Origin of the sequence: Aliiroseovarius sp. F20344, from assembly GCF_023016155.1 — a bacterium.
GTDB lineage: Bacteria > Pseudomonadota > Alphaproteobacteria > Rhodobacterales > Rhodobacteraceae > Aliiroseovarius.
Window position 1 is genome coordinate 98,458 of record NZ_JALKBG010000006.1, and the last position, 26,788, is coordinate 125,245.

General features: G+C 56.8%; 24 protein-coding genes. 17 read left to right on the forward strand and 7 right to left on the reverse strand.

The features are described 5' to 3' along the window. Positions 1-42: 42 nt before the first annotated feature. From MWU55_RS06205 to MWU55_RS06215, 3 genes are read left to right on the forward strand one after another with little or no spacing between them, the layout of a single operon-like run. Positions 43-1,146, forward strand: a complete 1,104-nt coding sequence (locus MWU55_RS06205; protein ID WP_246934978.1) for a Gfo/Idh/MocA family oxidoreductase — start codon at positions 43-45, stop codon at positions 1,144-1,146. 19 nt (positions 1,147-1,165) lie between these two features. Beyond that, entirely contained in the window at positions 1,166-2,059 is an 894-nt protein-coding gene (locus MWU55_RS06210) for a TIM barrel protein (protein WP_246934979.1), read from the forward strand. Positions 2,060-2,071: 12 nt separating this feature from the next. After that, a complete protein-coding gene (locus tag MWU55_RS06215) occupies positions 2,072-3,205 on the forward strand; it encodes a Gfo/Idh/MocA family oxidoreductase (RefSeq protein WP_246934981.1) in 1,134 nt (377 codons plus the stop codon). Positions 3,206-3,207: 2 nt separating this feature from the next. Here MWU55_RS06215 and MWU55_RS06220 read toward each other — a convergent pair whose 3' ends face one another. Beyond that, positions 3,208-4,206 (reverse strand): LacI family DNA-binding transcriptional regulator, encoded by a 999-nt coding sequence (locus MWU55_RS06220; protein WP_246934983.1) that lies wholly within the window; start codon positions 4,204-4,206, stop codon positions 3,208-3,210. 188 nt (positions 4,207-4,394) lie between these two features. Between MWU55_RS06220 and MWU55_RS06225 the strand changes: the two genes are divergently transcribed. The 7 genes from MWU55_RS06225 (at position 4,395) to MWU55_RS06255 (ending at position 11,377) form a co-directional block, all read left to right on the forward strand. Continuing rightward, a complete protein-coding gene (locus tag MWU55_RS06225) occupies positions 4,395-5,345 on the forward strand; it encodes a sugar ABC transporter substrate-binding protein (RefSeq protein WP_246934985.1) in 951 nt (316 codons plus the stop codon). Positions 5,346-5,418: 73 nt separating this feature from the next. Next, entirely contained in the window at positions 5,419-6,540 is a 1,122-nt protein-coding gene (locus MWU55_RS06230) for an ABC transporter permease (protein WP_246934986.1), read from the forward strand. A 1-nt stretch (position 6,541) separates the two neighbouring features. Continuing rightward, a complete protein-coding gene (locus tag MWU55_RS06235; RefSeq protein ID WP_246934988.1) occupies positions 6,542-7,330 on the forward strand; it encodes an ATP-binding cassette domain-containing protein in 789 nt (262 codons plus the stop codon). Between the two features lie 175 nt (positions 7,331-7,505). After that, positions 7,506-7,649 carry a hypothetical protein gene (locus MWU55_RS06240; protein WP_246934990.1) on the forward strand — a complete coding sequence of 48 codons (144 nt, stop codon included), beginning with the start codon at positions 7,506-7,508 and terminating at the stop codon, positions 7,647-7,649. Positions 7,650-7,667: 18 nt separating this feature from the next. Continuing rightward, positions 7,668-7,841 (forward strand): hypothetical protein, encoded by a 174-nt coding sequence (locus MWU55_RS06245; protein ID WP_246934992.1) that lies wholly within the window; start codon positions 7,668-7,670, stop codon positions 7,839-7,841. Positions 7,842-8,681: 840 nt separating this feature from the next. After that, entirely contained in the window at positions 8,682-9,140 is a 459-nt protein-coding gene (locus MWU55_RS06250; protein WP_246934994.1) for a (2Fe-2S)-binding protein, read from the forward strand. Positions 9,141-9,142: 2 nt separating this feature from the next. Continuing rightward, complete coding sequence (locus tag MWU55_RS06255) at positions 9,143-11,377, forward strand: molybdopterin cofactor-binding domain-containing protein (protein ID WP_246934996.1); 2,235 nt, start codon at positions 9,143-9,145, stop codon at positions 11,375-11,377. Positions 11,378-11,947: 570 nt separating this feature from the next. Here the strand turns inward: MWU55_RS06255 and MWU55_RS06260 are convergent. Both MWU55_RS06260 and uvrB read right to left on the reverse strand, forming a co-directional pair. Then, the gene (locus MWU55_RS06260) at positions 11,948-12,235 is read right to left on the reverse strand and encodes a hypothetical protein (protein WP_246934997.1); all 288 of its coding nucleotides are present in this window, start codon (positions 12,233-12,235) and stop codon (positions 11,948-11,950) included. A gap of 7 nt (positions 12,236-12,242) precedes the next feature. Beyond that, entirely contained in the window at positions 12,243-14,429 is a 2,187-nt protein-coding gene (gene uvrB, locus MWU55_RS06265; protein ID WP_281501816.1) for an excinuclease ABC subunit UvrB, read from the reverse strand. 562 nt (positions 14,430-14,991) lie between these two features. On the opposite strand from uvrB, the gene MWU55_RS06270 reads away from it, so the two are divergent. Further along, positions 14,992-15,303, forward strand: a complete 312-nt coding sequence (locus tag MWU55_RS06270; protein WP_246935000.1) for an ETC complex I subunit — start codon at positions 14,992-14,994, stop codon at positions 15,301-15,303. A gap of 59 nt (positions 15,304-15,362) precedes the next feature. Here the strand turns inward: MWU55_RS06270 and MWU55_RS06275 are convergent, their stop codons facing one another. After that, complete coding sequence (locus MWU55_RS06275; RefSeq protein WP_246935002.1) at positions 15,363-16,121, reverse strand: alpha/beta fold hydrolase; 759 nt, start codon at positions 16,119-16,121, stop codon at positions 15,363-15,365. Between the two features lie 124 nt (positions 16,122-16,245). On the opposite strand from MWU55_RS06275, the gene MWU55_RS06280 reads away from it, so the two are divergent. Continuing rightward, positions 16,246-16,608 carry a hypothetical protein gene (locus tag MWU55_RS06280; protein WP_246935004.1) on the forward strand — a complete coding sequence of 121 codons (363 nt, stop codon included), beginning with the start codon at positions 16,246-16,248 and terminating at the stop codon, positions 16,606-16,608. Between the two features lie 66 nt (positions 16,609-16,674). Here MWU55_RS06280 and glyA read toward each other — a convergent pair whose 3' ends face one another. Further along, positions 16,675-17,967, reverse strand: a complete 1,293-nt coding sequence (glyA, locus tag MWU55_RS06285; protein WP_246935006.1) for a serine hydroxymethyltransferase — start codon at positions 17,965-17,967, stop codon at positions 16,675-16,677. Between the two features lie 168 nt (positions 17,968-18,135). Here glyA and MWU55_RS06290 point away from each other — a divergent pair, with 168 nt between their 5' ends. Beyond that, complete coding sequence (locus MWU55_RS06290; RefSeq protein ID WP_246935008.1) at positions 18,136-18,897, forward strand: NAD kinase; 762 nt, start codon at positions 18,136-18,138, stop codon at positions 18,895-18,897. A 48-nt stretch (positions 18,898-18,945) separates the two neighbouring features. Here MWU55_RS06290 and MWU55_RS06295 read toward each other — a convergent pair whose 3' ends face one another. Together MWU55_RS06295 and MWU55_RS06300 are read right to left on the reverse strand one after the other, a co-directional pair. After that, positions 18,946-20,829, reverse strand: coding sequence for a propionyl-CoA synthetase (locus MWU55_RS06295; protein WP_246935010.1), 1,884 nt, complete (start codon positions 20,827-20,829; stop codon positions 18,946-18,948). A 225-nt stretch (positions 20,830-21,054) separates the two neighbouring features. Next, complete coding sequence (locus MWU55_RS06300) at positions 21,055-23,328, reverse strand: NADP-dependent malic enzyme (protein ID WP_246935012.1); 2,274 nt, start codon at positions 23,326-23,328, stop codon at positions 21,055-21,057. A 211-nt stretch (positions 23,329-23,539) separates the two neighbouring features. On the opposite strand from MWU55_RS06300, the gene MWU55_RS06305 reads away from it, so the two are divergent. From MWU55_RS06305 to upp, 4 genes are read left to right on the forward strand one after another with little or no spacing between them, the layout of a single operon-like run. Further along, positions 23,540-23,932 (forward strand): cytidine deaminase, encoded by a 393-nt coding sequence (locus tag MWU55_RS06305; RefSeq protein ID WP_246935014.1) that lies wholly within the window; start codon positions 23,540-23,542, stop codon positions 23,930-23,932. Beyond that, positions 23,929-25,143, forward strand: coding sequence for a phosphopentomutase (locus MWU55_RS06310; protein WP_246935015.1), 1,215 nt, complete (start codon positions 23,929-23,931; stop codon positions 25,141-25,143). The genes MWU55_RS06305 and MWU55_RS06310 overlap by 4 nt, the downstream gene beginning before the upstream one ends. Beyond that, complete coding sequence (locus MWU55_RS06315) at positions 25,140-26,132, forward strand: adenosine deaminase (RefSeq protein WP_246935018.1); 993 nt, start codon at positions 25,140-25,142, stop codon at positions 26,130-26,132. Before MWU55_RS06310 ends, MWU55_RS06315 begins: the two co-directional genes overlap by 4 nt. Beyond that, entirely contained in the window at positions 26,125-26,757 is a 633-nt protein-coding gene (upp, locus tag MWU55_RS06320) for a uracil phosphoribosyltransferase (RefSeq protein ID WP_246935019.1), read from the forward strand. The genes MWU55_RS06315 and upp overlap by 8 nt, the downstream gene beginning before the upstream one ends. The last annotated feature ends 31 nt before the right edge of the window (positions 26,758-26,788 follow it).

The window sequence follows — 26,788 nt, forward strand, 5'->3', positions numbered from 1 at the left end:
GCAACCGGTTGCAAATTGTTTTCAAACGAAAGGGGCATCCACGTGACTCAGATCGGCATTGGCATTCTTGGTGGCGGCTACATGGGTAAGGCGCATTCAGTGGCCATGGCTGCCGTCGGAGCGGTGTTTGGGACCACGTTGCGACCGCGACTTGAGATGGTCTGTGCTTCATCCCCTGAAAGCGCCGAGCGCTATCGACAAGCCTATGGTTTTGCCCGAGCAACCGACGATTGGAGCGCGTTGGTAGAAGATGACGCGGTTGAAGCGATAGTCATTGCGACACCGCAAGAAACCCATCGGCAGATCGCCGAGGCCGCCTTTGCCTTAGGGAAGCCCGTCTTCTGTGAAAAGCCCTTGGGGGCGTCGCTGGGTGATAGTGCAGCCATGGTGGCTGCGGCTGAAAGCTCGGGCGTCACGAATATGGTTGGTTTCAACTACATTCGAACCCCTGCCAGCCAATACGCACGAGCCTTGATCGAAGCGGGTGAAATCGGAGATATCACTTGGTTTCGAGGTGAACACACCGAAGATTTCTATGCTGATCCACAGGCTCCAGCAAGTTGGCGTACCAGTGGTATGGCCAACGGGACAATGGGCGACCTTGCGCCACATATGGTGAATGCGGCGCTTGCTCTGCTTGGTCCGATTTCCAAGGTCATGGCCGAAGTCGAAACCGTTCACATCGACAGACCGGGTGGACGCGTCACCAATGACGACCACGCGCAGATGATGTGCCGCTTTGAAAATGGTGCGATGGGTCAGATGTATTTCAGCCGCATAGCGACCGGGCGCAAGATGGGCTATGCCTACGAAATCTCCGGCACTAAGGGCGCGATCCGCTTTGATCAGGAAGATCAGAACGCACTATGGCTGTATCGGATGGACGATCCCGAACCCGAGCGTGGCTTCCGCAAGATCCTGACTGGTCCAGCCCATCCCGACTATGCGCCTTTCTGCCAGGGACCGGGGCATGGCACCGGGTATCAGGACCAGATCATTATCGAGGCACGCGACTTTCTGTGTGCCATCGAAACCGGTGCGGATGTGTGGCCCACATTCCGCGACGGGCATGAAGTGAACCGGGTGATTGCGGCGGGGCTAGCCTCGTCTGACGATCAAACCTGGAAAGATATCAACGACTTCTGAGCATCGGAGACACTAAAAGATGAGCATCAGAATTGGCAACGCACCCTGTTCCTGGGGTGTTGAATTTGCGGATGATCCGCGCAACCCGACATGGCGATCCGTCCTGAAAGACTGCGCCGAGGCAGGCTATAAGGGTATCGAATTGGGTCCTGTTGGGTTTATGCCAGAAGACCCCGCCGAGCTGGGTGAGGCTTTGGCCGAACACGATCTGGAACTGATCGGCGGCGTTGTGTTTCGCGCCTATCACGACCCCTCGGCGTGGGACGATGTTCTGGACGCCACGCACCGCACAGCGCGTGCATTGAAGGCACATGGCGCGCAGCATCTTGTGCTTATCGATTCGATCTCGCCCCGTCGCGCGCCGACCGCTGGCCGGGCTGGCGAAGCCGAACAAATGGACAAGGCCGAGTGGGTGGCCTATCGCGACCGGATCGCCGAAAGCGCCCGTATTGGCACTGAAGAATATGGCCTGACCGTTGGCATCCATGCCCACGCGGCGGGTTTTATGGACTTTGAGCCAGAGCTTGAACGGTTGCTCAACGAGGTGGACGAAAGCCTTCTGAAAATCTGTTTTGACACGGGTCACCACTCCTATGCCGGGTTTGATCCCGTGGCGTTTATGAAGCGCCATGTCGGACGGATTTCCTATATGCATTTCAAGGATATCGATCCGAAGGTGAAAGCCGACGTGATCGAAAACCGCACCGGGTTCTATGACGCCTGCGGGCAGGGGATCTTCTGCAATCTGGGCGAGGGCGATGTCGACTTCCCGGCTGTTCGCCAAGTGCTATTGGATGCAGGGTTTGAGGGCTGGTGCACTGTCGAACAAGACTGCGATCCGACGCTTGATCCGGATCCGGTGGGCGATGCCCGCAAGAACCGCGAATATCTGGAATCCATCGGCTTCAAGTAAGGAGGTACCATCATGACGAAATTGAAATGGGGCATGATCGGTGGCGGCGAAGGCAGCCAGATTGGCCCGGCGCATCGCCTTGGCGCCCTCGCGGATGGCCGTTTTGAATTCACCGCAGGCGCTTTGGATCACCGCCCGGATGTAGGCCGCGAATATGCGCAGCGTTTGGGCGTTGCAGCGGACCGTGCCTATGGCAATTGGGAAGAGATGCTGGCAGGCGAAAAAGATCGCGATGATCGGATCGATCTGGTCACTGTTGCCACGCCGAACGCGACGCATTTCGAGATCACTAAGAGCTTTCTGGAAGCTGGCTTTAACGTGCTGTGTGAAAAACCGATGACTATGACGGTCGAAGAAGGTGAGGAGATCGTCAAAGTGGCCGCGAATTCTGGGAAGATCTGTGCCGTAAACTATTGCTATTCAGCCTACCCGATGGTGCGGCAGGCGCGTGCAATGGTACGCGCTGGTGAGGTCGGCAAGATCCGTCTGGTCGTCACCAGCTTCAGCCATGGGCATCACGGCGATGCAACGGACGCGGACAACCCGCGTGTCCGTTGGCGCTATGAGCCTGAAATGGCTGGGGTTTCTGGGCAATTTGCCGATTGCGGCATTCATGCACTGCATATGGCGAGCTTCATTTGTGATGACGAGGTTCAGCGCCTCTCGGCCGACTTTGCTTCGACAATCCCGTCACGGGTTCTGGAAGATGACGCTATGGTCAATTTCCGCATGGAAGGCGGCACCGTTGGGCGGCTCTGGACGTCGTCGGTGGCCATTGGCCGACAGCACGGGTTTGACATTCAGGTGTTTGGCGAGACGGGCGGTCTGCGCTGGGCGTCCGAGCAACCCAACCAGCTGGTCTATACCCCGATTGGTGGCCGCACCCAGATCATCGAGAAGGGCGAAAGCGGTCTGCATGAGGACGCGCAGCGCCTAAGCAGGGTCGCCATTGCCCATCCCGAGGGCTTCCCGCTGGCTGTCGCCAACATCTATTGCGATCTGGCCGATGCCATTTCCGGCGCAGATCGCGACGGGTTGCCCAATGCGGCTGATGGTGTTCGGTCTATGGCCGCCGTCCACACGGCTGTGGCGTCGGCCAAGGATGGTGGTGCCTGGATGGATGCCCGTCCGCCGATATTCCGATAAGTCTACGGCGCGGGGCGCAATGTGCCCCGCTCGACCACCGAGCAGGGGAAGATCCGGGCTTCGGGATAGCGGTCCGGTTCATCCAGCATCGCAACCATCAGCTCGATAGACGAGGTCACGATCTGCCGAATGGGCTGGTGGATTGTGGTCAGGTCGATGTTTTCCCATCGCGCCATTTCCATATCGTTCAGGCCGATAATGCCAATGTCCTCGGGGACGCGTAGATCGCTGTCTTCGATGGCGGACAGGGCGCCGATCGACAAAACGTCATCGCCACAGAAATAGGCTTGAGCGGGATTGGATTCTATCAACCTCAGCATCTCTTTCCGTCCCGCTTCGAACGAGTACGCTTCTGCGAAAGAATGGGTGGCCTGAATGTCCGGATGCCTGGTCATTTCTGACTTGAATCCGGCAAATCGGTCCTGTGTCGATGTCGCATCTTCAGGACCACCCATAAATCCCACATGAGTATATCCACGTGCGGTCAAAGCCTGCGCGGCCATGCGTCCACATTCCACGTTATCGATGCCGACCACATGGACCTGTGGTGCAGACGAGGAACGGCCAAAGCTGTGTACAACTGGAACGCCGGCATCGCGGAAGGCTTTGGCAAATCCGGGTGGCAATGTGGAAGAAGCGACAACAACGCCATCAACAGAATACTGGCGCATCATCTGTACCGAGGTTTCGGGATCCGTTTCGTCGGACAGGTTGACCAGAAGGGGGCGCAAGCCCCGATCCTGAAGCCCGCGTGTGAACAGGTCGAACACTTCAAGGAAGATGGGGTTGTGGAAGTTGTTCGAGACAAGACCAATAAGCTTGGTGCGTCCCGTGGTCAGAGAAGAGGCGAGAGCATTAGGGCTGTACCCAAGTTCACGCGCGGCCTTCTCGACCTTGCGCCGCATTTTGTCGGATACCGAGGCGCCATCAGTAAAAGTGCGCGATACGGCAGAGCGGGACACTCCTGCGCGTTCTGCAACCTCTTTCAACGTAACGGCCATACTTTGTTTGCCTTCTTAACTTGCCTCTGCGATCCTTTTAGCGGGTTTCGGTAGTCTCTGCAGTAGGAAATACACTTCACCATTTTGCAACCGGTTGCAAAATGAAGCTGGATGTGTTTTACTTTGAGTCGGAGAGGCGGAGAAGACCGCTCTCGCACCGTGAAAAAGGTGAATTTTGGGAGGAAATCATGACTTCACTTACGAAGAAACTCGCGCTTGCGGCCGCCGTGGTTGCAGCGCCGCTGATGGCGGCGACCACTGCCTCGGCTGAGGGCGAGAAATACATTCTTGTCAGCCACGCACCTGACAGCGACAGCTGGTGGAACACCATCAAGAACGGCATTGCGCTTGCTGGCGACCAGATGGGTGTCGAGGTTGAATACCGTAACCCGCCGACTGGTGACTTGGCTGATATGGCTCGCATCATCGAACAGGCTGCAGCTTCTGGCCCGAACGGCATCATCACGACACTGTCTGACTATGATGTTCTGTCCGGTCCCATCAAGGCTGCTGTTGATAGTGGTGTTGACGTAATCATTATGAACTCGGGTACACCAGATCAGGCACGTGAAGTTGGTGCTCTGATGTATGTCGGCCAGCCGGAATATGATGCAGGTTATGCCGCCGGTCTGCGCGCCAAGGGTGACGGGGTCGGTTCGTTCCTGTGTGTGAACCACTATATCTCTTCTCCTTCTTCGACCGAGCGCTGCCAGGGCTTCGCAGACGGTCTGGGCATCGAACTGGGCAATCAGATGATCGACTCCGGCCAAGACCCGTCAGAGATCAAGAACCGCGTGCTGGCCTATCTGTCGGCCAATCCGGACACGAATGCTGTTCTGACCCTTGGACCGACTAGTGCGGATCCAACGCTGTTGGCGCTGGAAGAGAATGGTATGGCCGGTGACATCTACTTCGGCACCTTCGACCTCGGCGAAGAAATCGTCAAAGGTATCAAATCCGGTGTGATCAATTGGGGCATTGACCAGCAACCTTTCTTGCAGGCCTACCTGCCGGTTGTGGTTCTGACCAACTTCCACCGTTACGGCGTATTGCCGGGCAACAACATCAACTCAGGCCCCGGCTTCGTGACAGCGGACGGTCTGGAAAAAGTTGAGATGTTCGCAGGCGAATACCGCTGATATTCTCCCAAAGGGCGGCCGGAGTAATTTGGCCGCCCTTATTCCATCCTGACTAAGGACACAGAGGCACACCATGTCCAATGCACCCACCAAATCCGCGGTTGACGAAAGGATCAAATCACGATCCCGCTTCCGCGAAGCGATGATCCGCCCAGAACTGGGCGGGATTGTCGGCACCGTAGCCGTCTTTACCTTCTTCCTGCTGTTTGCCTTCGATAGTGGCATGTTCAACAGCCAAGGGATCATGAACTGGTCCACTGTTTCAGCTCAGTTTATGATCATCGCCGTTGGCGCCTGTCTTCTGATGATTGCAGGCGAATTTGACCTCTCGGTTGGCTCGATGATCGGGTTTGCGGGCATGTTAATCGCCATTTTCAGTGTGACACTCGGCTGGCCGGTCTGGATGGCGATCCTATTAACTTTCGCAATGTGTATCGCGATCGGGGCACTGAACGGATACATCGTGATCCGTACAGGCCTGCCAAGCTTCATTGTTACATTGGCTTTCCTCTTCATCCTGCGTGGTTTTGCTATCTTCCTTCCTCAGGTGATCGAGCGCAAAACCATCATTGGTGGGATCAAGGATGTTGCTGAAGGTGACTGGCTTGCGCCGATCTTTGGTGGAAAGATTCTGACAGGTCTGTTCCAGTGGATGGGTGACGCAGGCATCATCGCTGTGTTCGAACGCGGCAGCCGTAAAGGCCAACCTGTTGTTGACGGCATTCCCATGCTGATCATTTGGGCCATCATTCTGGTCATCTTTGGTCACGTCCTGCTGACCAAGACTAAATTCGGCAACTGGATCTTTGCCGCAGGCGGCGACGCCGAAGCCGCCCGCAACTCGGGTGTGCCGGTCAACAAGGTCAAGGTTCTTATGTTCATGTTCACCGCATTCTGCGCAACCGTCTTCGCCGTCTGTCAGGTGATGGAGTTCGGATCGGCCGGTGCTGATCGCGGGCTTCTCAAAGAATTTGAGGCGATCATCGCTGTGGTCATCGGTGGTGCTTTGCTGACAGGAGGCTATGGATCCGTCCTTGGTGCTGCCCTCGGTGCGCTGATTTTCGGCGTCGTCCAGCAGGGTTTGTTCTTTGCGGGTGTCGAAAGCAGTTTGTTCCGCGTGTTCCTTGGGTTGATCCTGTTGGGCGCCGTGATCCTGAACACCTATATCCGTCGCATCATTACAGGGGAGCGTTGATATGAATCCGGAAAAAGCTCCAATCATCCAAATGAAGAACATCGAGAAGCATTTCGGTAGCGTTATCGCGCTGGCAGGAGTCTCGCTCGAGGTTTTTCCCGGGGAATGCCACTGCCTTCTTGGCGACAATGGTGCCGGTAAATCGACCTTCATCAAAACCATGTCCGGCGTGCATCAGCCGACTCACGGTGAGATCTTCTTCGAGGGCAAGCCGATGAGTTTTGGTGACCCGCGTGATGCGATTTCAGCAGGGATTGCGACGGTGCACCAGCACCTCGCGATGATCCCGTTGATGTCGGTCAGCCGCAACTTCTTCATGGGCAACGAGCCGGTGAAGAAGGTCGGGCCGCTCAACTTCTTCGATCATGACTATGCTAATCAGGCCACCATGGATGAGATGCGCAAGATGGGCATCAATCTGCGTGGTCCTGATCAGGCCGTGGGCACCTTGTCGGGGGGCGAACGTCAGACGGTCGCGATTGCGCGCGCTGTGCATTTCGGTGCCAAGGTGCTGATCCTGGACGAGCCAACCTCGGCCTTGGGTGTCCGTCAGACAGCAAATGTGCTGGCCACGATCGACAAGGTCCGCAAACAAGGAATCGCGGTGGTTTTCATCACCCACAACGTGCGCCACGCGCTGGCGGTCGGGGACCGGTTCACCGTGCTCAACCGTGGCCAGACTTTGGGAACGGCCCAACGTGGACAGATTACGCCTGAAGAGCTGCAGGATCTGATGGCCGGCGGTCAGGAACTTGTTGCCCTAGAAGGGAGCCTCGGCGGTACCGTGTAGGGGCTGTTGGCCCCTACGCTTGACACAAAGCAACGAAAAAAGGCGAAGCTTTCAGGCTTCGCCTTTTTTGGATATCGGTGGCATAAAGTGATTGTTTCGAACTGGTCCAACAGCACCGCTTCAGACCATAGCTTCAGATTTTCTAACGCTTCCCAAGCCTGTCACATTGCTTCGAATGTGTGCGTTACGCCGTTGCGAATGTGATCTTCCAACAATCGCGGGCCAGCAAAAGGTCCATTATGGGCTGATTTATGGCACGACCTTCCCGGGCACCGCGGCCACGCCCAACAACGGGCCGGGCTATGCCGAGATTGCATAGGCTTATGGTGCAGAGGGCGTGCGGAATTCGTCCGCGGAAGAGCTGCTTCCCGCGCTTAAGGCCGCGATTGTCAGCGGCAAGCCCACGGTTTTTGACGTTCCTGTGATCAACAACCCGACGCCCACAACGGGGCATTGGAATATCCTTGATATCTATTCGCCGGACAAGCACATGTCTCACGTCGCAACCTAAAACCGACAGCCGGGGCCACGCGCCCCAGCCTTTCATTGGGTGATCGCGAGCTATACCGACGAGATCGGCGCGGAGCTGATCATTACAGGCGCAAGCCGCCCCGGAAGCGAGGGCTATGCGCTTGGCTCAACCGCGCCGCGACTGACAAGACGCGCACCATGTTCAGTTCTTGTGATTAGTTAACCAAATACAGCAGCTGCCCGTCCGGGTTGGAAAGGAGACAAGACGCGACCGAATGACTCTATTTGATTGGCTCGATTTTACTGTAAGTGCATGATCGGCCTTTGGTCCGTCGGGACGATATTTTCAGTGGTCGGTAGGCAGTAGACCGGCCCCGTCAGAGAAGTTTAAAGATCTGCTCTGATCCTTTAAACTAGTGCCATAAGTAAGCGATTTTAGTGATGAGAGCGGCCGATGTGCCGCTTCCGATCATTGCGAAGTCTAAAGTAAAAAACCTCAATCCGCGCAGCTCTATTCAACCAATTCAGCCACCAACATCACAAAATCAGCCGCCCCAGTTTCAAGTTTCTCCGTGATCAGACTTGAGCCGACTGGTGCGACGCCTGTGTTAAGTAGGGTGGGCCGTCCTGGTTGTTTGAGATGAATTCGAGTTCGTTTTTCATCACCGTCACCTACCATTTTCGTTCCGTCTTTTGACGTGAGTATGAATGTGCATTCCGAGATACTTGGGTTGGTGCATTTAGATGCGGCTGGCGTTTCGCAAGCAAGATTAGGCTTGCAGGGTTTCAATATCTGTGGCTTGCATTAATGACCGGTGGTCATTAGCGTAATATCTGGTGACAAACTGCTCGAACCGCAGCCAATGAAGGGACGATTGCGATGAAGCTTACCGTGAATGGTGTTGCTCATGATGTGGATGTCGAAGAAGACATGCCGCTTTTGTGGGTTTTGAGGGATGAGCTGAAAATCGACGGGCCAAAGTACGGCTGTGGGGTTGCGGCTTGTGGGGCGTGCACGGTGCATGTGGATGGCGTCGCCGTACGATCGTGCCAGACATTTTTAGGCGATGTGGATGGTCCGGTGACGACAATGGAAGGGCTGGGTAATCCCGACGAAATGCACGCGGTACAGGCCGCTTGGCTGACCCATCAGGTTGCGCAATGTGGGTATTGTCAGGGTGGGCAGATGATGCAGGCTGCGGAGTTGCTGGCCAACAACTCTGCGCCGACGGACGAAGATATTGATGATGCCATGTCTGGCAACCTGTGCCGCTGCGGCACCTATCCGCGTATCCGCGCTGCGGTGAAAACCGCCGCCAAATCATTGCAGGAGGGCTGATCATGGGACGTATCGGAACCATTGCGCGTCGTACATTCCTTGTCGGATCCGCAGCACTTCTGGGCGGGGTTGCCTTTGGCTATTACAAGTACAAACAGCCCGAGGACAATCCGCTGGACGATGATCTGGCAGATGGCACTGCCGCCCTGACGCCATATGTCCTGATCAACGCAGATGGGGTGACGCTGATCACCCCGCGTGCGGATAAAGGGCAGGGGGCGTATTCGGTTCAGGCGGCATTGATCGCCGAAGAGCTGGACGTGGATTTGGATCAGATCAATGTCGATCCCGGCCCGCCTTCGGCTGCTTATTGGAACACCGCGATTGCGGCCGAAGGTGTGCCCTTCCCCTCGACCGACCGAGGGTTCGCAGCCGAAACCATGCGTGGCTTCATGGGCGCTGTGATCAAGCTGATGGGCATGCAGATCACCGGCGGCTCGACCACCGTGCCGGACGGGTTTGAAAAGCTACGGGTTGCCGGGGCTGTGGCGCGTGAGACGCTGAAAGCGGCTGCGGCGGAGATGTCTGGCCTTGCGGTCACGCAGCTGAAAACCGAACGTGGTGCGGTTGTGCTGCCCGATGGCAAGCGCATTCCGTACGAGGCGCTGGCTGCCAAAGCTGCCGAGATTGAGCCGGTGACGGATGTGGCCCTGCGCCCCTCGACCCAGTGGAAGTTGGTGGGAAAACCCATGCAGCGCGTTGATATGGTGGCGAAATCCACGGGTACGCAAAGCTATGGGATCGACATGCGGATGGAAGGCATGGTGCATGCTGCCGTGCGTGTGAACCCCCGCAAAGGCGGCGAGGTGATCTCATTCGACGCGACCCAAGCGGAAGGGATGCGCGGCGTTCAAAAGGTGATCCCGGTCACCGGCGGCGTGGGCGTGATTGCCGACAACACATGGCGCGCGTTTCAGGCTGTCGATGCGATCGAGGTCGAATGGGGTACGGCGCCCTATCCCGCTGAGCAATCCGAACATTGGCAGGCGCTCGCCGACACGATTGATGCCGGCGATGTGGACGCAACGCCTCGTGATGACGGAGACGTTGACAGGGCAGGGACCACGGTCGAGGCCGAATACCGCGCGCCCTATCTGGCCCACGCGCCGCTTGAACCGATGAATGCCACGGTGCTGGTCACGGATGACCGCGTCGATGTCTGGACCGGTAACCAAATCCCGCGCATGACGCAGGCCAGCGTCGCCAAGATGACCGGCATGGACGCCGATGACGTGCATGTGCACATCCTGATGATGGGCGGCAGTTTCGGGCACCGTCTGGAAGACGAGGTGGTGAAACGCGCGACCGAACTGGCGATGGCCATGAAGGGCACGCCGGTCAAACTGACCTATAAGCGCGAGGAAGACACGCTTCAGGACTTCACCCGCCCCATCGCGATGATGCGCGGGCGTGGAGCTGTGGCCGATGGCAAAGTGACCGCGATGGAGATCAAGGTCGCCTCGCCCTCGATCATGGACAGCCAGATGGTTGAACGTCAGGGCTTCCCGGTTCCGGGTCCAGACACCACGATCACGCAAGGCCTGTGGGATCAGCCCTATGCGATCCCGAACTACCGCGTGATCGGCTATCGTGCACCGAAGTTGGGGCCGGTCAGTTCATGGCGCTCGGTCGGGGCGTCGCAAAACGGGTTCTTCCATGAGAATTTCCTGAACGCGCTAATTCATGAAGCCGGGGCCGACCCGGTCGAGGAACGCTTGCGCTTGATGACGGACAACCCGTCGCGCAAGACGTTGGAAGCCGTGGCCGAAATGTCAGGCTGGGGCGGCGAACTGGCTGCGAACAAAGCCCGCGGCGTGGCCTTCTGCCTGTCCTTCGGCACCCCTTGCGCGCAGGTGATCGAGATCACCAATGGCGAGGAGGGCATCACGCTGGATAAGGTTTGGGTCGCTGCCGAAGTGGGCAAAGTCGTCGATCCAATCAACTTCGAAAACCTCGTCGCAGGCGGCGTGATCTGGGGCCTTGGCCACGCGATCAACAGCCAGATTACCTATGCCGATGGCATGGCCGAGCAAGAGAACTTCTTTGACTTCGAAGGTCTGCGCAACAACCAAGCGCCCGAGATTTTCGTGCGCGGGATGGAGAATCGGGATTACGTGACTGGTGTGGGCGAACCCCCCGTGCCGCCCGCAGCACCTGCTCTGGCTGAGGCGATTTTCCGGGCGACGGGGGAAAGGCCGACAGAGATGCCGTTTGGCGAGAGGTTTGGGTTTGTGTGAATGGAAAGGCCGAGCAACCGGCCTTTTCACTTTTCTATCAACAGGCTAAAACGCAACCACACGTAAAAGTTGTTGGGTTGGCGCGATTATGCTCTTTTATGCTTGGAAAGACCGTTACGTTTGGAAGTGGGACGCGGCACTATTTCTGACGTGGACGATCTTCTTTGCGTCACTGATCGCCAAAGTGCCATTACTGATCTCTGCGCTTATTGCGGGCTATGCGATACTACTTAATATTCGATACTCAATCTGGCTTTGCGATAATCGAGAGCGCATAGAGTATGCCTCCTCGCTAGCTAGATCGACAATGTTCCCGTCAACTCCCCGCAAGGATAGAATACAACTCAGGTTCCATCTGATATTGCATATTCCTATGTTTCTACTCTCGGCTTTTGTCGTGCGTATAGCTGACATTGGGTTCCACAATGCAAGTTCTGCTGTTGGCGCATTTCTTCTATTTGTTGTGAGTCTCGTTGGTGTGACAGGTGTCATTCACACCTGTGTTCGGAGAGTTAAGGACAATCCACACTGATTTCGACGCGTTCCTACACCTTTAGGCGGCCCGGGACTTTACTTGGTGGTGAACAGTTTCAAGACAGAGATAACAAACAAAATCCAAATAATGGCAACTACGAGTAGATAGGGAATGCCTGCACCGAGATAGAACAGTGCACTAAAGTAGCCCTCAACACTTCCAAGGTAGTTGGCAGGAAAACCACTACACAGAGTTCGCTCTGGCAACCAGGTTCCGCCACACCATTTCAATTGCCACGCCAAGACCACAAACAGTGGGCTGCCAAGTGTGAATGCCAAGATACCCCACATTCCAGCAACTATTGCTTTCGAACGTTGAATCATCTGCCAATCACCTCTGCTTCCCACGCCCAGCCCGCTGCCCCGGCTTTCCAGCCGTTGACCGCCCCTTCGCCTTCTGCGCGGCCTCACCAGCCGCTTCAATCGCGGATTGACGCGCCAGCGGGTCGTCGGCCACGGCCAGCTCTACGGCCTCCAACCGATGCACCTCGTCGCGCAGGCGGGCGGCTTCTTCGAACTCGAGGTTCTCTGCCGCTTTGCGCATCTGGGCTTTCAGGCCCTCCAGATGGGCCAGAAGGTTGTCGCCGACCATGGGTTTGTCGATGGTCGCGGTGACGCGGGACATGTCGGTGTCGCCGTCGTAAAGCCCAGCCAGCACGTCCTCGACATTCTTTTTCACCGTTTCGGGCGTGATGCCATGTTCGACGTTATAGGCGTGCTGTTTTTCGCGCCGGCGCTCGGTTTCCTTCAGCGCGCGCTCCATCGAGCCGGTGATGCGGTCGGCATACATGATGACGCGTCCGTCGGCGTTTCGCGCGGCACGACCGATGGTTTGCACCAGCGAGGTCTCAGAGCGCAAAAAGCCCTCTTTATCCGCGTCCAGAATGGCGACCAGTCCGCATTCGGGGATGTCCAAGCCTTCGCGCAGTAGGTTGATGCCCACCAGCACGTCGAAGGCCCCCAGACGCAGGTCGCGCAGGATCTCGATGCGTTCGATCGTGTCGATATCCGAGTGCATATAGCGCACGCGGATGCCCTGTTCGTGCAGGTATTCGGTCAGATCCTCGGCCATGCGTTTGGTCAGCGTGGTGACCAAGGTTCGCATGCCGTTGGCGGCGACTTTGCGCACCTCGTCCAGTAGGTCGTCCACTTGCATCTCGACCGGGCGGATTTCGACCTCGGGATCAAGCAGCCCCGTGGGACGAATGACCTGTTCAGCGAAGACACCGCCGGTCTGTTCCAGCTCCCAATTCGAGGGCGTGGCGGAGACGAAAACCGATTGTGGGCGCATGGCGTCCCATTCCTCGAACTTCAGGGGGCGGTTGTCCATACACGAGGGCAGGCGGAACCCATGTTCAGCCAGTGTGAATTTGCGCCGGTAGTCGCCCCGGTACATTCCGCCGATTTGCGGCACCGACACGTGGCTTTCGTCCGCAAATACAATCGCGTTGTCGGGGATGTATTCGAACAGCGTGGGGGGCGGTTCGCCCGGAGCGCGGCCCGTCAAATAGCGCGAGTAGTTCTCGATCCCGTTGCAGAACCCGGCCGCTTCCAGCATTTCCAGATCAAACTTGGTGCGTTGTTCAAGGCGCTGGGCTTCAAGCAATTTGCCCTCGTCCTCGAACTGTTTCAGGCGGACGGCCAGCTCTTCCTTGATGCTTTGAATGGCCTGCTTCAGCGTGGGCGTCGGCGTCACATAGTGTGAGTTCGCATAGATGCGCACCTTTTCAAGCGTGTCGGTCTTGGCACCGGTCAGCGTGTCAAATTCAGTGATGCTTTCCAGTTCTTCCCCGAAGAAGGAAAACCGCCAGCCGCGGTCTTCAAGGTGGCTTGGCCAAACCTCAAGGCTGTCGCCACGTACTCGGAAGCTGCCGCGCTGGAACGCATTGTCATTGCGTTTGTATTGCTGAGCCACGAGGTCACGCATCATAGCACGCTGGTCATATTCCTCGCCCACCGTGATGTCTTGCGTCATCGCGGTGTAGGTTTCGGGCGAGCCGATACCGTAAATGCACGACACGGATGCCACGATGATCACATCGTCACGCTCCAAAAGCGCCCGCGTAGCCGAGTGGCGCATCCGGTCGATCTGTTCGTTGATCTGGCTTTCCTTCTCGATGAAGGTGTCGGACCGCGCGACATAGGCTTCGGGCTGGTAGTAGTCGTAATAACTTACAAAGTACTCGACCGCGTTGTCCGGAAAGAACCCCTTCATCTCACCATAAAGCTGGGCGGCGAGCGTTTTGTTCGGGGCCAAGATGATCGCGGGGCGTTGGGTTTCCTCGATGATCTTGGCCATGGTGAAGGTCTTGCCGGTGCCGGTTGCGCCCAGAAGTACCTGGTCGCGCTCGCCCCCTTCGATGCCGCCCACAAGTTCTGCAATCGCTGTCGGCTGGTCGCCGGCGGGCTGAAACGGCGTATGCATGACAAACCGTTTACCGCCTTCAAGTTTCGGACGGGCTACAGGGGCCATCGTGGGATTGGTAAGCGGGCTATGTGGGGTCGGGTCATGTGTCATGCGAATCTCTCCACCCCCAAGAATGGTCACTTTTTGTTCTTCTTCAAGGGCGCTTAACCACGGATTAATCAGAATCTCCCCATAATTGGCGAGTTGAGGAGTTAAGTAATTTATCGCAACTTCATAAACATACCAGACATGGTGCAAAAACCATATAAAAACCCAGCAATCAGTGAGCGATTTACTGTGCTGGTTTTTGCACATGTAAACTGGATTCAAAATCTCGTAAGTCCCTGTACAATAATAATAAAACAGGGAAAGTGTTTCCAAAAAAATGCAATTAGAGGTGTATTTAGTGCTTGCCGAGGTCTGGGCATTGCGATAGCGTTATCGGGCAAGCAGCAGAACGGACTGCCGGTGGCGACGATACACCCACCCCACCCCTCGCTCCCTCGTCGTTTACCGGCAGTCACTCTGCATTCTCCCTAAAACCGCACTCACGGAACCTACTGGGCAGAAATGCTCGCACTTGTGTTAGTTGGCCCCGTCACAATTCCAATTCCGCCTTGAATTGCTGCGTCGCATGACGGATAACCAACCCAGTTTTGGAAGGAGATGCCAGATGCGTGCTCGTATCTATCAACCCGCTCGCAATGCGATGTCGTCGGGGATGGGGAAGACCAAAGTTTGGATTCTGGAATATGCCGCTGACGAAGCCCGAGATATTGATCCGCTGATGGGATGGACGGGGTCTTCGGACACGCAAAGTCAGGTACGTTTGAAATTCCAAAGCAAGGAAGCCGCCTTGGACTACGCCAAGGAACACGGCATCGATGCGACGATTACGGAGCCGCACAAGCGCAAGCCGAACATACGGGCAGGCGGATATGGCGAAAACTTTGCCACCAACCGACGTGGTCCCTGGACGCACTGAAGCGCTGATCAGGCCAACGAAAACCCCGCTTTCATGCGGGGTTTTGCATTTTCAGATACTTAGAAATTCAAGAAGCTGCGAGCCGCTGCTTCGAACTCACGCGGCTTTTCCGCATGCAACCAGTGCCCAACGCCTGGAATCTTGGCTTGCTTGGCCGCTGGAAACAGCGCTTTGATCCGTGCCCGATATTCTGGCAGGACATAGTCGGAATCAGCACCTGCCAAAAACAAAGTCGGACCGTCGAAGGTCGCTGAGATTTCGGGAAAACCGACGATCTTGACCATCTCAGTCTCGAGTGTATCCAAGTTAAGTCGCCACTGACGCTCTTTCACATTCAGGGATTGAAGCAAAAATGCTCGGACGGATGCATCCCCGAGCATCTCAGCCAACTGACGATCCGCATCCCCGCGCGTGTTTACTTGGTTTAGGTCAATCGCGCGCATCGCTTCGATCATGGATTGCTGACTGTGTCCGTAAGCCACCGGAGCGATGTCCGCGACCACAAGCCTGTTCACCAAGGTATTGTCTTCAAGCGCAAGAATCATCGCGGCTTTCCCACCCATGGAGTGGCCGATAACATCCGCCTGCCCCCCCAAATGATCGATCACCTCTGCCAAGTCCCCGGCCATGTCGTGATAGCTCTGCGTGTCAAACCGTGGGCTTTCGCCGTGGTTACGCATATCCACTGACACCACTTGCCGTTCATCAGACAGGCGTTTGGAAATCACATTCCAGTTGCGGCCAGAGCCGAAAAGCCCATGCACAATAAGGACAGGGGGGCGGGCGGTGTCAGTTCCGAATGTCTGCATCGTAAGCATACAGTCTGATACCCTGACTTCCTTGGGCTTTGAACCCGGAAATATCGGCTGGATTGGTCTTCGAATTTGTTTTCTTTGAAGTTATGGTTGTCGCACTGGCCGTCGTTTTTCATCGGAGATTGAGTTGGACATTACAGCGCGTACCGAACGCCTTGCACAGCTTCTGGAAGATCGACTGGATGTTCGTGGCAAGGGTTTCGATGCGAAGCTGCGACGGGCAGGGCGGCTTCTTCCCAAACATCTTCGCATGAAAGGAAGGCTGCTGGCGGATGCAAGCGCCCGCGCGAACCACCCGCGGCTTTTGCGGCAACTGGACGAAGCGGCGCTGGATTTGGCCGCGACCGATCTGGAAAACTACTTGCTGAACATTGACCCGTGGGATCGCCGCAGGGGCATTGCGGTGAATGTTAGCGCGGGGTTGGTGTTCAACCTTCTGATAGTGGCGGTTGTGGTGGTGGCCGTGTTGCTTTGGCGCGGGTTTCTTTAGAACCCTAAAATGCAAAACGCCCCCAAAGCTGGGGGCGTTTCCAAGTCAACTTTCGTGATCTCTGGATCAGAGGTTCGGGTACATCGGGAACTTGGCGCAGAGATCTGCAACCTTGGCTTTTACAGCCTCTTCCACGGCGCCATTGCCTTCTTCACCATTGGCAGCCAGCCCGTCGACCACTTCCACGATCAGGTCGGCGATCAGGCGGAACTCGTCCTCGCCGAAACCACGGGTGGTGCCTGCCGGGGTGCCCAAACGGATGCCCGAGGTGACCATCGGCTTTTCAGGGTCAAATGGGATGCCGTTTTTGTTGCAGGTGATGTGCGCGCGGCCCAAGGCCTTGTCGACGATGTTGCCGGTCACACCTTTGGGACGCAGATCAACCAGCATCACATGCGTGTCTGTGCCGCCGGTCACGATGTCCAGACCTCCCTTGATCAGTTGATCAGCCAAGGCTACGGCGTTTGCGCGCACCTGCTTTTGATACGATTTGAACTCGGGACGCAGGGCTTCGCCGAAGGCAGCAGCCTTACCAGCGATCACATGCATCAAAGGTCCGCCTTGAATGCCCGGGAAGATGGCCGAGTTCACTTTCTTCGCGATCTCCGCATCGTTGGTAACGATCATACCACCGCGCGGACCACGTAGGGTTTTGTGGGTGGTGGTGGTGGCTACGTGGGCGTGCGGGAAAGGCGAAGGATGCTCGCCCGCCGCGATCAAGCCTGCGATATGTGCCATGTCGACCATCAAGTAAGCGCCAACCGAATCTGCAATCTCGCGGAACTTGGCGAAATCGATGACGCGCGGAATGGCGGAACCACCTGCAATAATCAAGGCAGGCTTGTGTTCGGTGGCCAGCTCTTGGATCTGATCATAGTCGATCAGGTTGTCATCTTTGCGAACACCATAGTGAATGGCATTGAACCACTTGCCCGACTGGTTTGGTTTGGCGCCATGTGTCAGGTGACCACCTGCAGACAGGTCCATACCCAGAATGGTGTCGCCGGGCTTGATTAGCGCTTGGAACACACCTTGGTTGGCTTGGCTGCCAGAGTTTGGCTGCACATTGGCAAAGTCACAGCCAAAAAGCTCTTTCGCACGATCAATCGCCAGATTTTCGGCCACATCTACATACTGACAGCCGCCATAATAACGACGACCGGGATAGCCTTCGGCGTATTTGTTGGTCAGAACCGAGCCCTGTGCCTCCATCACAGCCGCTGAAACAATGTTCTCAGATGCGATCAGCTCAATCTCGTCGCGCTGACGGCCAAGCTCATCAGTGATCGATTTGTAAAGCTCGGGGTCGCGGGTCGCGAGGGATTCGGTAAAGAAACCTGGGTCACGGGTGGCAGACATGCGCGTTTTCCTTCGATTAGGCTACGATTTTCAGATTTCCTATCGGAAACATGCCATGTCGCAAAGACTAGAAAGCGACGCGGCGACGGAAAGACGCGGCATTATCTGGTGATTTGTGGAAACATGTGCTTGTTTCGGAAACGAAGGCCGCCAATCGGGACATTTGTCATGAGTCAGAGAATCGCGTTCGTAGCCAGTGATACGACCATCGCACAGGCCGCGCTTGAGGAATTGGTGGCGCGTTATGGAAACGTAGCGGCGGACCAATCCGACATCATTGTTGCTTTGGGCGGGGACGGGTTCATGCTGCAAACCTTGCACGGCACTCAGCATCTTCCGGCTCCGGTTTACGGGATGAATTGCGGAACGGTCGGTTTCTTGATGAACGAATACGCGCCTGACGGCTTGGTCGACCGTTTGATCGTCGCTGAGGAAGAGGTGATCAATCCGCTTTCGATGCGCGCGGAAGGCGCGGATGGCAAAGTGCACGAGGCGCTGGCGATCAACGAAGTCAGCTTGCTGCGCGCGGGTCCGCAGGCGGCAAAACTTCAGATCAGCGTTGATGGCCGTGTTCGCTTGAACGAGCTTGTCTGCGACGGTGCGCTGTTGTGTACCCCCGCTGGATCGACCGCCTATAACTACTCGGCCCACGGACCGATTTTGCCGATTGGGTCGGATGTGCTGGCTCTTACAGCTATGGCCGCTTTCCGTCCGCGTCGTTGGCGCGGTGCTCTTCTTCCGAAAAATGCTGTTGTCCGGTTCGATGTGTTGCAATCCGACAAGCGCCCGGTGATGGCGGATGCGGATAGCAGGTCCGTCCCGAATGTGGTGTCTGTCGAAATCAAATCTTGTGGCGACATCGAGCACCGCATCCTCTTCGACCCAGGACATGGGCTGGAAGAGCGGTTGATACGCGAGCAGTTCGTCTAACAAAAAACGCCCCCGAAACCGGGGGCGTTTCTGTTTATTGGGTTAGACTTAGTAGCCCAGAGACGCCAGCGCATCCTTGATCTCGTCCAGAATGGCCGGGTCGTCGATGGTTGCGGGCATCTTGTAGTCCTTACCGTCTGCGATCGACACCATGGTAGCCCGCAGGATCTTTCCCGAGCGGGTCTTGGGCAGACGATCCACAACCACGCAGAGCTTGAAGGCGGCAACGGGGCCAATCTTCTCGCGCACCAGTTTGACGCATTCGGCGGTGATTTCTTCATCCGGACGATCTGTGCCAGCGTTCAAGCAGACCATGCCAAGCGGCAATTGGCCCTTCAGCTGGTCGGTCACGCCGATCACGGCACATTCTGCCACGTCGGGGTGCGAGGCCAAAACCTCTTCCATGCCGCCGGTCGACAGGCGGTGGCCTGCCACGTTGATCACGTCATCGGTGCGCGCCATGATGTAGACATAGCCGTCTTCGTCGATGTAGCCCGCATCGCCGGTTTCATAGTAGCCGGGGAAGGTGTTCAGGTAGCTCGACTTGTAGCGCTCTTCCGCGTTCCACAGTGTCGGCAACGTTCCGGGGGGCAGGGGCAGCTTGATGGCAATTGCACCCAGTTCGCCTGCGGGCATTGGGTGACCGCCTTCGTCCAATATCTGCACATCAAATCCCGGCATCGGAACCGAGGGCGAGCCCAGTTTGATCGGCAGCTCTTCGATACCAATCGGGTTGGCCGCGATGGCAAAGCCGGTTTCGGTCTGCCACCAGTGGTCCACAACTGGCACATTCAGCTGTTCCTGCGCCCAGACGATGGTGTCGGGATCAGCACGTTCACCAGCCAGATAAACCTGCTTCAGGCAGCTCAGGTCGTATTTCTTGACGAACTCGCCCTTCGGGTCCTCGCGCTTCACCGCGCGGAAGGCGGTGGGGGCGGTGAAGAAAGACTTCACGTTATGCTCGCTGATCACGCGCCAGAAGGTGCCTGCGTCGGGCGTGCCGACGGGTTTGCCTTCAAACACGATGGTCGTGTTGCCATGCACCAGTGGACCATAGGTGATGTAGGAGTGCCCCACGACCCAACCCACATCCGAGGCCGCCCAGAACACATCGCCCGGATCGACGTTATAAAGGTTCTTCATAGTCCAGTTCAGAGCAACCAGATGACCGCCGGTGTGGCGGATGACGCCCTTGGGCTGACCTGTGGTGCCCGAGGTATAGAGGATATAAGCCGGGTGGTTACCCTCGACCGGGACGCAATCTGCGGGGGTGGCGGTGGCTTCCATTTCGGCCCAGTCGAAGTCGCGGCCGGGGATCAGCTCGGCGGGGTGCTCTTCGCGTTGTAGGATCAGGGTGAAGTCCGGTTTGTGCGTGCTTAGATCAATCGCTCCATCCAGAAGCGGCTTATAGGCCACCACGCGGCCCGGCTCCAACCCGCAGGACGCCGCGATGATGGCTTTGGGCTTGGCGTCGTCGATGCGCACGGCCAGTTCGTTCGAGGCAAAACCGCCAAACACGACCGAGTGCACAGCGCCGATACGCGTGACGGCCAGCATGGCGACCAGGGCCTCAGTCACCATCGGCATATAGATGATGACGCGATCGCCTTTGGTGACGCCTTTTTCTTTCAGCGCGCCTGCAACCTTGGACACACGGTCCTTCAGTTCGGCATAGGTGGTTTTCGACTGACGTCCCGTGATCGGGCTGTCATAGATAATGGCGACCTGATCAGCGCGCCCGTTTTCGACGTGCCGATCAACCGCGTTGTAGCAGGTGTTCACCATACCGTCCGAGAACCACTCGTATAACGGTGCGTTGTCGTCAAAGAGCGCTTTGGTTGGGGTCTTATCCCAGCTGATTGCTTCGGCCGCGTCCATCCAGAATTTTTCAGGGTTCGCTTGCCAAGCGGCGTAAACGTCTTTGTATGCCATGGTGCACATCCTCCAATTTCCCTCGAAACCAGTGTTACGCCCCGAAGGCCAGTTCGGGCAAGAACCGCATTCGACGTAGCGTCATATTATCGCGGAAAATTTGCAGGCTGGAGGAATATTGCCTGCAAATTTTTGCAAACCCCTATGAATTTAGGGGTTGGAGTTTGAAAAAGGCGAGATTTGCAAAATTGCAAACCTCGCCTTGCAAAGTTTTGTGAGGAATCGTTAGCCGTAATGCGCGACAGGCGTGCCGGCGATTGCCGACATATTCAAAAGACCTCGTGCCGTTATCGAGGGCGTAACGATATGTGCGCGGTTGCCCATACCCATCAGGATCGGCCCAACCTCAAGCCCGCCGCCTTTGACCTTCAACGTGTTACGCACAGCACTTGCCGCATCTGTATTGGCAAAGACAAGGACGTTGGCGGGACCTTCAAAGCGCGCAGACGGGAATAGGCGTTGCCGTACTTCAGGATCCAGGGCGGCGTCGACGTGCATCTCACCTTCATAAGCAAAGTCGCGAGGGGCGGCGTCCAGCAGCTCAAGTGCTCCGCGGGCACGTTCGCCACTGTCCCCGCCGTGGTTGCCAAACTGCGAGTAGGAACACACTGCGATCTTTGGGTCGACCCCAAAGCGGCGCACATGGCGTGCGGCGGCGCAGACGGTTTCTGCGATTTGCTCGGCGTTCGGTGTGTTGTGAACATGCGTGTCCGCAATGAACAGGGGCCCGTCTTGCAAGATCATCAAGCTCAGTGCGCCGACCGGATGCAGCGCTTCGTATCCAAGGATTTGCTGAATATAATTCAGGTGCCACAGGTATTGGCCAAATGTGCCTGCGATCAGGCTGTCCGCTTGGCCAAGATGCACCATGATGCTTCCGATGGCTGTAGTGTTGGTGCGTAGGATTGCCTTTGCCAAATCTGGCGTAACACCTTTACGCTCCATAAGTTCATGGTAGGCACCCCAGTAGTCCCGATACCGATCATCGCGCTCCGGGTTCACGATCTCGCAATCCCTGCCGGGAACCATCGATAGACCGGCACGTTCACAGCGGCGTTCGATCACATCGGGGCGCCCAATAAGGATCGGCGCATCTGTTGTTTCTTCCAGCATTGCATTGGCGGCGCGCAACACACGCTCGTCTTCGCCTTCGGCAAAGACGATGCGGCGCTGGGCGGTTGCTGCGGCCTCGAATACTGGACGCATGATAAGGGCGGACTTGAAAACAGATCCGTCCAAACGTTCCTTATAGGCGTCGAGATCCGGGACAGGGCGTGTGGCCACGCCGCTTTCCATGGCAGCTTTCGCAACCGCGCTGGCAACGACGCCCATCAGGCGGGGGTCGAAGGGTTTGGGAATCAGGTAGTCTTCGCCGAAGGTCAGCTGCTCACCCTTATAGGCGGCAGCCGCTTCGGCCGAGGTTGTTGCTCGCGCAAGGGCCGCGATGCCTTCGATGCAGCCTAGTTGCATTGCGTCGTTGATCTCGGTCGCGCCCACGTCCAGTGCGCCACGGAAGATGAAGGGGAAGCAAAGGACGTTGTTGACCTGATTTGGAAAATCCGAACGGCCGGTGGCAATGATCGCGTCGGGTGCAATCTTGCGTACTTCATCGGGCATGATTTCGGGCGTTGGGTTGGCAAGGGCAAAGACAATCGGTCGCTTGGCCATCTTCTTGACCATTTCCGGCTTCAACACGCCCGGACCAGACAGTCCAAGAAACAGATCGGCACCTTCGATCACATCGTCCAACGTCGCGGCGCTTTGACCTTGTGCATATGCCGCTTTCTGAGGCGTCATATCTTTCTCGCGGCCTTCATAGACCAGCCCTTCAATGTCGCAGAGCCAGACGTTCTCGCGCTTCACGCCAAGTTTCAAAAGCATGTTAAGGCAAGCGATGCCCGCAGCCCCACCGCCGGTCGAGACTACTTTGATCTTGCTGAAATCCTTACCCGTAACTTGAAGTGCGTTTGTCGCCGCAGCGCCAACAACAATTGCCGTGCCGTGTTGATCATCATGGAAAACCGGGATGTTCATACGTTCGCGACAGATTTGTTCAACGATGAAACAATCGGGGGCTTTGATGTCTTCCAAGTTGATCGCACCGAAGCTCGGCTCCATTGCACAGACAATTTCTGCCAACTTCTCGGGATTGGATTCGTTCAGCTCGATATCGAAACAATCGATATTGGCGAATTTCTTGAAAAGGACGGCTTTGCCTTCCATTACCGGCTTCGAGGCCAGCGCGCCGATATTGCCCAAACCCAGCACGGCCGAGCCATTGGTCACGACCGCTACCAAATTGCCGCGTGCCGTGTAACGGCTTGCGACAGAAGGATCTTTCGAGATTTCCGTGCAGGCCTCAGCAACGCCAGGTGAATAGGCAAGGCTCAGGTCGCGACCGTTTGCCATTGGCTTGGTCGCGCGTATCTCAAGCTTACCTGGCTGCGGAAATTCGTGGTAATCCAGCGCGCGTTTGCGCAGATAACGGTCTTCGGACATCAGGGCCTCCCAAGGCGAATGCTGGATAGTTTAACTTTAAACTACCTTCCCTCGGCACTGCGATACACCAATGACCTAAGGGCAATCAAGTCTGCTATCTTCACCTTAGCACGGCATTCCCCTGCGACCAGCCCTTGTCATCTGGTTTGCACTTGCATCCGGTGAAGCAGAGGTTCAGGGTTGCTGGATAGATATTTTACAGGAGCGGATCATGTCGCTGTTGGATGCTGCCAAAGCCGTGCGTGAAAACGCACATGCCCCATATTCGAACTTCAAAGTTGGCGCGGCGCTGCGCACAAGCGCCGGCGTCGTTCATGTAGGGTGCAACGTGGAAAACATCGCCTATCCCGAAGGCACATGCGCCGAGGCGGGGGCCATCGCGGCCATGTGTGCGGCAGGCGAGCGCGAGATTGCAGAAGCTCTGGTAATCGCAGACGCTCCGTTGCCGGTCACGCCTTGCGGTGGTTGCCGCCAGAAACTAGCCGAGTTCTCTGGTCCAGACGTGAAAATCACCATGATGACGATGGGGGGTGAAAGCCTGACCATGTCGATGGCTGAACTTCTACCCGGCGCGTTCGGCGCTGAGCATATGGAGAATACATGACCCGCGCGTTTCTAATTGTACTGGACAGCGCCGGATGTGGTGGCGCGCCTGACGCTGACAAGTTCTTTAATGACAAGACGGTTCCAGACACCGGCTCAAACACGTTGGGTCACATCGCTCAGGCCTGCGCAGAAGGCCGGGCCGAGGACGGACGATCTGGCCCTTTGTTAGTGCCCAACCTTGATGCCCTTGGTTTGGGTGCTTCAATCCGCTTAGCATCCGGCGATGTAACGCCGGGCCTGGACGCGACACCAACCGGGTTGTGGGGGGCAGCTGAAGAGGTCTCGCCCGGTAAGGATACGCCAACCGGGCATTGGGAAATTGCGGGTGTGCCCTTGCCTTGGGATTGGGGATATTTCCCCGATACCGTTCCGGCATTTCCCAAGGATCTGACCGACGCGATCTGCAAAGCTGCCGGGGTTGATGCGATATTGGGCGACAAGCACGCTTCGGGCACTGTAATTCTGGACGAGTTGGGCGGAGAGCATCTGCGCACCGGCCATCCGATCGTATATACCTCGGTCGACAGCGTGATCCAGATCGCCGCCCATGAAGAGGTGTTTGGATTGGAACGTCTTTATGCGTTGTGCGAGGCGATTGCCCCAATGGTGCACGAGATGCGGGTCGGTCGTGTGATCGCACGCCCCTTCTTGGGGTCCGAGGCGGAAGGGTTTACCCGAACAACGAACCGTAGAGACTTTGCCATGACCCCACCTGACCCCACCTTGTGTGATTGGGTGGTTTCTGCGGGTGGACAAACACACGCTATCGGAAAAATAGGCGACATCTTTGCGCATCGTGGCATCTCGTCCGTGAAAAAAGGGGCGGATGCGGATTTGATGGAGCATCTGGTAGAGTCTTTCGAGACCGCAGAAGATGGTGATCTGGTCTTCGCCAACTTCGTTGAGTTTGACACCAAATATGGCCACCGTCGGGACGTCGCGGGCTATGCGCGCGCGTTGGAGTGGTTTGACAGTCAGGTACCGCGCATCTTAGAGCAAATGCGGGAAGGTGACTTGGTGCTGTTCACCGCAGACCACGGTAACGACCCCAGCTGGGTTGGCACAGATCACACACGTGAACGGGTTCCGGTTGTTGCGGCCGGCCTTGGCCTTAAAGAAGTGGGCCATGTTGGATTTTCAGATATAGGTGCATCGGTTGCCGCTCATCTTGGGCTAGACGTGCGCGGAGCGGGAAGGTCATTCCTATGAGTTTTGCGCAGTTGCAAAAAGCCGAGCTGCACTTGCACATTGAAGGTGCTGCGCCGCCTGAGTTTATTCGATCCTTAGCTAAGGAGAAATCGGTCGATCTGTCCGGTATTTTCACCGAAGACGGTGGCTATGCCTATCGTGATTTCTGGCACTTCCTTGAAGTCTATGAAGCGGCGACTTCGGTCCTAACAGGGCCAGAAGAGTTTGGGCGTCTGACCAAGGCTGTGTTGGAAACCTGCGCGGAGCAAGGGATCATCTACGCTGAAACATTCCTGTCGCCGGATTTTTGTGGCGGGCGTGATGTGGCGGCTTGGAAGGACTATCTGGCGGCCATTCAGGAAGCTGCAGCAGACGCTGAAAGAGATGCCGGGATCACATTGCGGGGCATTGTGACCTGCATCCGCCATTTTGGTCCCGAACTGGCACGCGAAACCGCGATCTGCGCGCAGGAAACAGCCGGCGGCTTTATCACAGGGTTTGGAATGGGCGGGGATGAGAAATCCGGAAGCCAAGGTGACTTTTCCTACGCCTTCGACATGGCACGCGAAGCCGGGTTACAACTGACCACACACGCGGGCGAATGGAATGGACCCGAAGAAGTGCGCGCAGCCCTTGACGACCTGAAGGTCGAACGGATCGGCCACGGTGTGCGCGCGATCGAGGATTTGGCGCTGGTGGATCGCTTGGCGGAAGACGGGATCACGCTTGAGGTATGTCCGGGCTCAAACGTGTTCCTTGGCGTTTACCCCGATCTGGCGTCCCACCCGATTGCCAAGTTGCGTGAGCGCGGCGTGAAGGTCACGGTTTCAACCGATGATCCGCCGTTTTTCCGCACGGATATGAACAAAGAATACGAGGACCTCGCGCGCCAGTTTGGCTGGACATCCAAGGATTTTCATGACCTGAATTTGGTCGCCGTCGACGCAGCTTTCTGTGACGACGCCACGCGAAACCGCATCCGCAAGCAATTGGAGAAGCAAGATGTATGATCATCTGACCGTCGTCGATCACCCCCTGATCCAGCACAAACTGACCCTGATGCGCGACGAGGCCACGCCGACCAGCCTGTTTCGTCAGTTGTTGCGCGAGATAAGCCAACTTTTGGCATATGAGGTAACGCGCGAGCTTCCCATGACTACCAAACGCATCAAGACGCCGATGCAGGAAATGGATGCGCCCGTTTTGGCAGGTCGCAAGTTGGCGCTCGTGTCGATCTTGCGTGCCGGTAACGGGCTTTTGGATGGCGTATTGGAGCTGATCCCATCGGCCCGCGTTGGTTTTGTGGGTCTTTATCGTGATGAAGAAACGCTGGAGCCGGTCGAGTATTACTTCAAGGTTCCAGAAGCAATCGATCAGCGCTTGGTGATTGCGGTGGACCCCATGTTGGCCACGGGCAACAGCTCGGTCGCGGCGATTGATATGCTGAAGAAAGCGGGTGCAAAGGATATTTTGTTCATGTGCTTGTTGGCTGCGCCGGAAGGTATTGCACGCATGAAAGAAGCGCATCCCGATGTGCCGATCATCACAGCGTCGCTGGACGAAAAGCTGAACGAAAAGGGCTATATCGTGCCGGGTCTTGGGGATGCGGGCGACCGTATGTTCGGGACGAAGTAACCGAAGCGGTTGTTGCGGTGGGTGGCTGCGT